Genomic DNA, 8,783 nt, shown 5'->3' on the forward strand with positions numbered 1-8,783 from the left:
TGCCCGCCTCGGCCGCGAGCAGGGTCGCGGCGCCCACCAGGCAGGCCGCGTGCATGTCGTGCCCGCACGCGTGCATCACGGGGACGTCCTGCCCCTCGGCGTCGACGGCGCGCACGGTGCTCGCGTACGGCAGGCCCGTCTTCTCCTCGACCGGCAGGGCGTCGAAGTCGGCGCGGAGCATCACGACCGGACCCGCGCCGTTGCGCAGGACGCCGACGACACCGGTGCCACCGACCTGCTCGGTGGTCTCGAAGCCCGCCGTGCGCAGGTGACCGGCGAGCAGGGCCGCCGACCGGTGTTCCTGCAGCGACAGTTCGGGGTGTTCGTGCAGGTCGCGGTAGAGGTCCGCCAGTGCGGGGCGTACCTTGCCGAGGTCGTCCCAGGAGGTGGTCGTCGGATGCGTCATCGGGAGACCTTTCGTCGTCCAGCGGGGCGTGTGCGGTGGGGGCGGCCGGGACCGGGGGACGTGATCCACACGGGGAGATCATCGCACTCCGGCCTTGCCGGGGCACGGGGTGCTGCGGTGCGGCTCCACGCCGGGACCGGACCGTGGTCGCGGTACCGCCGATGAGTCCCGCGTGCGGCAGGAGTCTGCCCTGTGACGACCGAGCCCCGGTACGCCGCGCCATCCGAACCGGCTGGCGGGCGCGGCGCGATCGAGCGGAAAGCAGCGCGATCGAGCAGGAGAGGCGCGATCGTGAGGAGAGAGGGAGTGGCCGGCATGAACACCCCGATCCGGCTGTACATGGCGATGTCCCTCGACGGATACATCGCCGGTCCGGACGACCGTCCCGGGCAGGAACTCGGCGCGGGCGGCGGACGGCTCTTCACCTGGCTGGACGACCGCGAGACCGACGGCCCCGACGGGCAGGTCCACCGCGAAGCGCTGTCGACCGGCGCCGTGATCAGCGGACGCCGTACCTTCGAACTCGCAGGGCGCTGGAAGGGGGACCACCACGACGGTGTGCCGATCCTCGTCCTCACCCACCACGCCGACGCCGACGACGTGCCACCCGGCCACGCGCGCTTCGTGACCGGCGTGGAGGAATGCGTCCGCCAGGCGCGGGACGCAGCCGGGGACCGGCCGGTCATGGTGCACGGGGCCGGAGCCGCGCAGGCCCTGCTGCGTGCCGGGCTGCTCGACGAGATGGACATCCAGTTGGTGCCGGTACTGCTCGGCGACGGACGCCGCCTGTTCGAGCACCTGGGCGCCGGTCCCGTCGAACTCGCTCTCGTACGTCGACTCGACGGCAGGGACGTCACCCACCTGCGGTACCGCGTGCTCCGTGCGGGAGACGCCGTCGGCTGACAGAGCCCGGCGTGCACTGTCACGCACGGTGATCCCGGTCGGGCGGGACGCGGTCCGTCGGGCCTCGGGACCGTGTGCGGCGCAGGCGAGGAGGTCGCGCGAAGACGCCGGAGAGCACCCGCGTGGCCAGGCGGTTCACGCCGCGTGGTGATCGACGTGCAGCCGTCGAGCACCCGTGCAAACCTGGGCAATGCCCCCAATCGCACCCTCCCTAGGAGTGAAACCGCATGGGCATGAAGGACCAGTTCCAGGACAAGGCCAATGAGCTCGCCGAGAAGGCGAAGAGCCAGATGGGCGGCGCCAAGGACGAGGCGAGCGACCGCGCCGCGCAGTCCCAGGACGAGGCGAGCGACCGCGCTTCGCAGTCCTCGGACCAGGCCCGCGAGGCCGCTCAGCAGCAGCAGGACAAGTTCGACCAGGACTACGACGTCTGACGCCACCGCGCGCGCGTGAACGTCTGGCCCGCCCGGTGCGCACCGGGCGGGCTTTCCCGCGCTCCCGGCACATCCCCGCTCCGCGTGTCGAGATCGGTGCGGCGGCTCCGTCCCCGAGACAGGAGCGCGCCGAGAGCGGCCGCGCACGACGCAGAGGACGGCGAGGACGATGGACCGCGAGCAGATCGAGCAGGAGCTGACCGACGCCGAGGCGCTGCTGCGGCAGGCATCCATGGCGCGCCTCGCCTACCTGGGTCCCGACGGGCTGCCGCGCGTCGTCCCCATCGGCATCTTCTGGACCGGCGACGAGATCGTGATGTCCACCGCCGCCACGGCCCCGAAGGTGAAGGCGCTGACCGCCCGCCCCGAGATCGCCCTCACCGTCGACGCCGGGGACGGCCCGGGCTCGGCGCGGACGCTCTCGGTGCGGGGCGTGGCACATCTGACGATCGTCGACGGGGTGGTGCCGGAGTATCTCGAGGCCGCGCGGAAGAACTTCGACGCGGCGTACGCGGCCGAGTTCGAGCGGAACTGCCGGGCGCTGTACGACCGCATGGCGCGGATCGCCGTCGAGCCGCGGTGGGCGCGGTACTACGACTTCGGAGCCGGCCGGGTCCCGCAGTTCCTCGCCGAGCTCGCAAGGAAGGCCGGCTGACCCCGGCAACCGCGCCCGGCGCCCGGGCGGCCCGGCGGGAACTCCGGCTCAGCGGCCCTCGTCCAGTTCGACCAACAGCGCCGGGTTGACCGCGCGGACGATCGCCTCGACGTCCCGGCGATCGGCCGCCGCCCACAACGTCGCTCGCGCGGTCCGGTACTTCGCCGCGAGGCGCTCGCGCAGGTCCGCGGACAGTCCGGCGGCGCGGTCCGGTCGGGAGTTGTGCGCGTTGTCCGCGATCTTCACGAGCGTGGCGAGGGGGTCGCCGGTGATCCGCCGGATCCTCTCCTCGTACGCCTGGCCGGGCCGATGTGTCACGGCCTCGACGATCTCCACGACCCGGGCGGGCACCCCCGCACCGAGCAGGTCCCCGGCGGTCGTGTCCGTGTCCTCCAGGACGTCGTGGAGCAGACCCGCCATGACGAGCTCGTCGCCGAAGGGCACGAGCCCGGCGGCCACCGCGCGGACGTGCTCGACATACGGCACACCGATCTTGTCGACCTGCCCGGCATGCGCCCTCTGCGCCCACGCGTCGACTTCCTCGACGGACTTCATCGCTGCTGCTCCTCGACTCCGGTGATCGACTCGGGTGTGCCGCGCCTGGATGCCGGTGGCGAGGTCCGGGCATCCCTCGGCGAACAGTGCTCCCGCATGGCGAACAAAGCTCCCGTATAAGGTAGTTGCGGAAAGATGTCATGTCCGGACCGAGGTGACGGCCGGTCCGGTGCCGTTCGGGGGTGTCGTGGACGCTGGACTCACCGCCCTCCTGGGTGCCGCCGTGGGCTCCGCCGCCACGCTGGGCGCAGCGATCGTCAGCGGGCGGGCCCAGACGCGGTCGCAGCACGCCCAGTGGGCGCGCCAGCACCGCCGTGACGCGTACGTCCGGTATCTCGGCGCGCTCCACGACCGGGACATCGCCATGGACGCCGTCATCGCGTCCCTGCGTCCGGACGAGCCGGATCACGACGCGGTGGAGGCGCTGACCGACCGGTTCGTCTCCTTGGCCCGCGAGGTGCACCGCGCCTGCGAGATCGTTCTCCTCGAAGGACCGGCGGCCGTGACGGACGCCGCCGAACACGTCACGCGGGCCTCCGGCGCCCTGTCGCACGTCGTGCAGCGCGCGGCCGCGTACGCCCGCGCCGGCGACACCGTCCGCAAGACCGAGGAACTCGCACGCGCCGCCGAGCGGGAACGTGCCCTCTACCGGACGGTCAAGGACTTCCGCCTCACCGCGCGGCGCACGCTGGACCGGGTGGGCGGATGAGTGCGCACCGCCGAGGCCGGGCCGGACCCGTATGTCCCGGTCCGGCACCGTCATCGCGTCGGCCCGGTGCCGGGGGCGTCCGTCCACCCGGTGGCGGCGACGACGTCGCGCGCGATGTCCGCGACGGTGCGCCCGTCGGTCCTCACGCGCACGGCCCCGGGCGGTGTCCGGCGGTCGAGGAGCCGCGCCTTGCGGGCACTTCCCTCCAGTTCGTGCGCCAGCTCCGAGCCCAGCTCCCGCCCGGCCAGCCGCTCGTGCGCCGTGGCGTCGGAGGCGGTGAGCAGGACGCGTACGATCCCGACGCCGGGGCCCATGGCACGTCGGAACATCTCCGTCGTCTCCGGCAGCACACTCAGGGTGTTCGTGTAGATCAGACGCCGGTAGCCGCGCCGGGCGTAGTTGCCCCACACCGCGGTCAGATTGCTCTCGGTGATCTCCGACCGGTGGGGGTCACCCTCGGGCGCCGGATGCACCTGGCCCATGAAGTCGCCCTCGACGACCGCGTGAGCGACCTCCGCTGCGCGCAGGAGCGCCGAGACCTCCCACCCCACCGTCGTCTTGCCGACACCCGCACGCCCTCCGACGAGCAGCACTTCCGCATGATCCATGGATGCAGCGTGCCAGCCGGCCATCGCCGTCCGCGATCCGATATCGGCCGCGCCGGGGGCTGAAGCCGCGGACCCCATCAGGGGCGGCACGGCGGCTGCGCGTACGGTTCTGGGATCACCGGCACGGGCAGGGGCTGCCGTGCCACGCACGCGAACGAGCGGGAGAAACACGATGAAGCTCAGACCGATGGCCCGCGGGGTGGCGCTCACGATCGCGGCGGCGGTCGTGGCCGTCGGCTGCTCGGACTCGTCGACCGGCGCGTCCGACGAACAGCACGCAGCCACCGGCACACACGCCGGCTCGGCGTCCCTGCCCCCGGACAGCCTCCCGGTGAAGGTGAAGAGCGAGGTCGAGAAGGGCCTGGGCTACTCCCTCCAGGACGCGACGGACCTCGGACGAACCGTCGACCCGGAACACCTGGACAGGTGGCGGTTCTGCCTGTCGCGCGAGGACGAGGGTGCGCAGGCCGTGGACCTCGGAGCCGTGCCGTACGGCGAGAAGTGCCCCACGCACTGGGACGCACACGTGCCCGTCCCCAAGACCCCTGACGTCACCGGTCAGGACTTCGAGAAGGCGTACGACGCACTGCTGTCGAAGGGGTACGACGGCCGGTCCATCGAGGTGTTCTACGGGAGCAGCGCCGCCACCGCCCACCAGGACCTCGCACGCGTCCACGGAGAGGTCTGCAAGCAGACCCCGCGGCCCGGCCGCGACTTCGACGCGGACGAGAACGTCAAGCTGTACGTGGCCGAGGGGACGTGCCCGGAGCAGTAGGCCGGCCAGGCGGCAGAGCCCCGGACGTGCTCCAGCCTGCATCTGGCAGATGTACCTTCACCAGGGCGCTGGTTGGGCATCGCGCACCACTCCATCGTGGTCCGCATGACCGATTCCCCACAGATGCCCCTCGGTGCGCGCGGGTGGACCATTCTCCTCACCCTGTGCGGCGCCACTTTCATGACCGGACTCGACTACTCGATCATCACCGTCGCCTTGCCGGAGATCGGCCGGAGCCTCGGCTTCGACGGGCCGGACGCCCTGCAATGGGTGGTGACCGGCTGCCTGCTGCCCACGGCTGCCTTGATGCCGCTGTTCGGGAGGCTGTCCGACATCACCGGCCGGCGACGGCTGTTCATCGCCGGAGTGAGCACCTTCACGGGCTTCTCGCTCCTCGCGGGCCTTGCCCCCGGCGCCGCACTTCTCGTCGCAGCCAGAGTCGGCCAGGGTATCGCCGCGGCGGCGATCGGACCGACGGCACTGGCTCTCATGACAGCCGCCTTCCCCGAAGGACCGCAGCGCACGCGAGCGCTGAGCGTCAATGGTGCACTGCTGTCGCTGGGTTTCGTCATCGGCACGATCGGCGGGGGAGTCGTCACCAGCGGACTGAGCTGGCGCTGGACCATGCTCATCCTCTTCGGCATGGGCCTGCTCGTCCTGACCGGCGCTGCCGCAGCGGTTCCCGAGTCACGGCAGGCGCTCTCCGCCCGGCTCGACGTGCCGGGCGCCGTACTGGCCAGTGGCGGCCTGTTCGCTCTCGTCTACGGGATCAGCACGGGCGGCACCGCAGGCTGGCTCAGTCTGCCGACTCTGAGCGCGCTGATCGGCGCGATGGTCCTTCTCGGCGGGTTCCTCGCCGTTGAGGCGCGCCATGCCGAGCCGCTCGTGCCGCTCCGGCTGCTGCGCCGTCCGACGGTCAAGTGGGGCATGCTGACGGGGCTGGTCACCTTCGGGATGTGCGGAGGGGCGACGCTGCTGTTGAGCATCTACATGCAGCAGGTGGTGGGCTGGACCGCGCTGGAGACGGGCTTCGGCTTCACTGCGGAGGGTGTGGCCGCCCTGGCCGCCGGTACCGGTGCCGCACGTTTGATCCGCGCCCGCGGAACGGGGGCCGCTGTGGCTCTCGGCCTGACGGTACAGGGGCTGGGGACCTTGACCATGGCGCTCCTGCCGGTGGAGGGCAACCTGGCTCTGCTGCTGACGAGTTCGGCTGCCATGGGTTTCGGCCACGTGCTGACCGTCGTGGCTGTGGTCAGTACCATCACGTCCGGTCTCGACGCGTCGGACCAGGGCGTGGCCGGCAGCCTGGCCCAGATGCCGACCTTCATCGGGTCGATCGGCGTGGCCGGGCTCACCGCCGTCGTCGCTGCCCGCTCCGCGGCGCTGGCTCACGCGACCACGCAGAGGTCGGCGACGCTGGGTGGGCTCCATACGGCGTTCCTCGTCGCGGGAGGAGTCGCGCTGATCGGCGCGTTCGTGGGCGGCAGGGCCTTGCGGCGTACCGAAGTGGCCCGGACCCCCGAGGTGTTGCCTGCCTGAACCCACTGCACCGCAGGGGGTGTCCGGGGTGCAGGCCGATGGGATCGACCTACACAGCGGTGCCTGAAGTGAGCCCGGCCAAGCGGCGCAGCCGTTCCTGAGACACGGACCCGGGCTCTGCCTGGAACGTCGTCACCCCTTGCCCCTCGTCGTCGGGAGGACGCAGCAGCGCGGCGGTCAGGGTCATGGCGCCCACCTGAGGATGGCGGTACTCCCGCTCGATGGTGGCGCAGTTGCTCACCGGGTGCTCGGACCACATGGCTCGGAACTGGGGACTGCGCTCCTTCAGCTCCGCGATCAACGCCCGCAGACGCTGGTCGTCGGGGAAGTTGCTGACGGACACCTGGAGGTAGGCGATGTCGTCCTGTGCCTTGGCGGCCCAGTCTCCGTACAGGCTCTGTGCGAAGTCCTGCTCGAGGAAGTCGATGCGAACGAAGTTCGGCAGCTGCCCGACCGGCGCGAACGGCCAGTGCGGAGCCAGCAGCGCGTGTGCGAGCGGGTTCCACGCGAGGATGTCGCCGCAGCGGCCGACGGCGATGGCCGGGACGTCGGTCAGCGCCCCGACCATGTGCGTGAGGTCCGGGCGTGCGGCTTCGGGCCGTGCCGGCTCCCGCGTCCGGGGAAGGCGCGCCAGCCGGTGTATGTGGCGTCGTTCAACAGGGTCCAGGCGGAGGGTGCGGGCCAGGGAGTCCAGTACCTCATCCGAGACGTTGGGCGCCTGACCTTGCTCCAGCCGGGTGTAGTAGCCGACGCTCACTCCGGCGAGCGGAGCCAGCTCTTCGCGGCGGAGTCCTGCGACCCGCCGCCGTCGCAGGCCGCCGGGCAGACCCAACTCTTCAGGCCGTAGCCGAGCGCGCCTGGACTTCAGGAACTCACCCAGAGCGGAAGACGGGTACATTCCTCCAGCTCGGCACGGCCGTCCGGTCGCGGCGATCCACTCGCGGAACTCGGGGACGAACTGCACCGGAAAGCTCGGGTCGTGATGGGTGAGCGCGACGGAAACGCCATGGCTGCCGAGCCTGTGCGGCAGGTATCGTCCTGACCGACCCGCGGCCCGCCCCACCGGCGGTGCCCCCTTCCGTTCCACCGGAGAGCGACGTCCGATGACCAGTCCACGCGAGACGACCACCCTGTGGCGCCCCACCGGCCCCGAGGAGCTGGCGCTCGTGCGGGAGTCGGACTGGCGGGCCTGGCCGCCCCGGCTGCCGGAGCAGCCGATCTTCTACCCGGTTCTGAACGAGGACTATGCGATCAGGATCGCGCGGGACTGGAACGTGAAGCACAGCGGGGTCGGTTACGTCACGCGCTTCGACGTCGACGCGGAGTTCCTGAGCCGTTACCCCGTCCGGCAGGCGGGCGGCAGGACGATCCTCGAACTCTGGGTACCGGCCGAGGAGCTGGACGAGTTCAACGCCCGTATCGTCGGCAGGATCCAGGTGGTCCACGAGTTCCGCTGAGGGACCGCAGTTCCTGCGATCGCCGCCCGAGACGCTCTGCGTGAGGATGTTCATGGCACTGACCACCGAGGACCGCCTGGCCATCTCCGACGTGATCGCGCTGCACGGTCACCTGTGTGACGCGGGGGAGTTGGACCGGCTGGACGAACTGTTCACCGACGACGTGGTGTACGACGTGACGGACTTCGGAGCCGAGCCGCTGCGGGGCGTCGAGGCCGTGCGGGCGGCGGCTCTCGCGCTCGGCGACGCGAACCCCGTGGGCCATCACGTCACCAACATCGTCGTCAGCGAAGGGGACGACGGTCAGGTGCGGGCCCTGTCCAAAGGGATCGGCATCCGCGCGGACGGGACGGCCGGCAGTGTCACGTACGAGGACGTGCTGGTGTCCACCGCGCACGGCTGGCGCATCAGTCACCGCACGATCACCGCCCGGCGGCGTCCGTTGGGCGCGCGGCCGGAGTGAGGGCGCGGCGGGTGTGAGAGCGCGGCCGCGCCCCTGCGCTACCGTCCGCCGATGAGCCGCAGCACCAGGCGGCTGATCTCGACGACCACGCCGGGCTGTTCGGCTGTCGGGCGGGGCTCCTGGAAGCCCAGGCGCAGCACGCCCTCCCGCATCACCAGCCCCCGCAGCCGGTGCGCGGTGAGGAGCCGGGCCAGGTCGTCACTGGCGAGCCGGTCGTCGAACTCACGGGCCAGGGCCTCGCTGGTGAACGTGCCGTCCGCGATCAACCGCCCCTCGGCG

At 71.6% G+C, this 8,783-nt stretch carries 13 protein-coding genes; 8 read left to right on the forward strand and 5 right to left on the reverse strand.

Going from position 1 to position 8,783, the window contains the following annotated elements; translation table 11 throughout:
- Positions 1-406: M20/M25/M40 family metallo-hydrolase (locus GTW43_RS36305; RefSeq protein ID WP_161306230.1), on the reverse strand; the 406-nt coding region annotated here is incomplete at its 3' end.
- Between the two features lie 315 nt (positions 407-721).
- On the opposite strand from GTW43_RS36305, the gene GTW43_RS36310 reads away from it, so the two are divergent.
- The 3 genes from GTW43_RS36310 (at position 722) to GTW43_RS36320 (ending at position 2,398) form a co-directional block, all read left to right on the forward strand.
- Positions 722-1,309, forward strand: coding sequence for a dihydrofolate reductase family protein (locus GTW43_RS36310; protein WP_161306231.1), 588 nt, complete (start codon positions 722-724; stop codon positions 1,307-1,309).
- A gap of 227 nt (positions 1,310-1,536) precedes the next feature.
- Positions 1,537-1,743: a hypothetical protein gene (locus GTW43_RS36315; protein ID WP_161306232.1), complete on the forward strand. Its 207-nt coding sequence runs from the start codon at positions 1,537-1,539 to the stop codon at positions 1,741-1,743.
- A 169-nt stretch (positions 1,744-1,912) separates the two neighbouring features.
- Entirely contained in the window at positions 1,913-2,398 is a 486-nt protein-coding gene (locus GTW43_RS36320) for a pyridoxamine 5'-phosphate oxidase family protein (RefSeq protein WP_161306233.1), read from the forward strand.
- Positions 2,399-2,446: 48 nt separating this feature from the next.
- Here the strand turns inward: GTW43_RS36320 and GTW43_RS36325 are convergent, their stop codons facing one another.
- Positions 2,447-2,953 carry an HD domain-containing protein gene (locus GTW43_RS36325; protein WP_161306234.1) on the reverse strand — a complete coding sequence of 169 codons (507 nt, stop codon included), beginning with the start codon at positions 2,951-2,953 and terminating at the stop codon, positions 2,447-2,449.
- Positions 2,954-3,140: 187 nt separating this feature from the next.
- Here GTW43_RS36325 and GTW43_RS36330 point away from each other — a divergent pair, with 187 nt between their 5' ends.
- Positions 3,141-3,662: a proline dehydrogenase gene (locus GTW43_RS36330; protein ID WP_161306235.1), complete on the forward strand. Its 522-nt coding sequence runs from the start codon at positions 3,141-3,143 to the stop codon at positions 3,660-3,662.
- A gap of 50 nt (positions 3,663-3,712) precedes the next feature.
- On the opposite strand, the gene GTW43_RS36335 is transcribed toward GTW43_RS36330, so the two are convergent.
- Complete coding sequence (locus tag GTW43_RS36335; RefSeq protein WP_202502379.1) at positions 3,713-4,270, reverse strand: hypothetical protein; 558 nt, start codon at positions 4,268-4,270, stop codon at positions 3,713-3,715.
- A gap of 172 nt (positions 4,271-4,442) precedes the next feature.
- Between GTW43_RS36335 and GTW43_RS36340 the strand changes: the two genes are divergently transcribed.
- Together GTW43_RS36340 and GTW43_RS36345 are read left to right on the forward strand one after the other, a co-directional pair.
- Positions 4,443-5,045, forward strand: coding sequence for a PASTA domain-containing protein (locus GTW43_RS36340; protein ID WP_161306236.1), 603 nt, complete (start codon positions 4,443-4,445; stop codon positions 5,043-5,045).
- A gap of 105 nt (positions 5,046-5,150) precedes the next feature.
- Positions 5,151-6,584 carry an MFS transporter gene (locus GTW43_RS36345; RefSeq protein ID WP_161306237.1) on the forward strand — a complete coding sequence of 478 codons (1,434 nt, stop codon included), beginning with the start codon at positions 5,151-5,153 and terminating at the stop codon, positions 6,582-6,584.
- A 49-nt stretch (positions 6,585-6,633) separates the two neighbouring features.
- Here the strand turns inward: GTW43_RS36345 and GTW43_RS36350 are convergent, their stop codons facing one another.
- Entirely contained in the window at positions 6,634-7,482 is an 849-nt protein-coding gene (locus GTW43_RS36350) for a helix-turn-helix transcriptional regulator (RefSeq protein WP_161306242.1), read from the reverse strand.
- A gap of 205 nt (positions 7,483-7,687) precedes the next feature.
- Between GTW43_RS36350 and GTW43_RS36355 the strand changes: the two genes are divergently transcribed.
- Both GTW43_RS36355 and GTW43_RS36360 read left to right on the forward strand, forming a co-directional pair.
- Positions 7,688-8,041 carry a hypothetical protein gene (locus tag GTW43_RS36355; protein ID WP_161306238.1) on the forward strand — a complete coding sequence of 118 codons (354 nt, stop codon included), beginning with the start codon at positions 7,688-7,690 and terminating at the stop codon, positions 8,039-8,041.
- 52 nt (positions 8,042-8,093) lie between these two features.
- The gene (locus GTW43_RS36360; RefSeq protein WP_161306239.1) at positions 8,094-8,504 is read left to right on the forward strand and encodes a nuclear transport factor 2 family protein; all 411 of its coding nucleotides are present in this window, start codon (positions 8,094-8,096) and stop codon (positions 8,502-8,504) included.
- A gap of 38 nt (positions 8,505-8,542) precedes the next feature.
- On the opposite strand, the gene GTW43_RS36365 is transcribed toward GTW43_RS36360, so the two are convergent.
- Positions 8,543-8,783, reverse strand: a 241-nt coding sequence (locus tag GTW43_RS36365) for a hypothetical protein (RefSeq protein ID WP_161306240.1), incomplete at its 5' end; no start/stop codon positions are given.

This window comes from Streptomyces sp. SID5785, assembly GCF_009870065.1.
Taxonomy (GTDB): Bacteria; Actinomycetota; Actinomycetes; order Streptomycetales; family Streptomycetaceae; genus Streptomyces.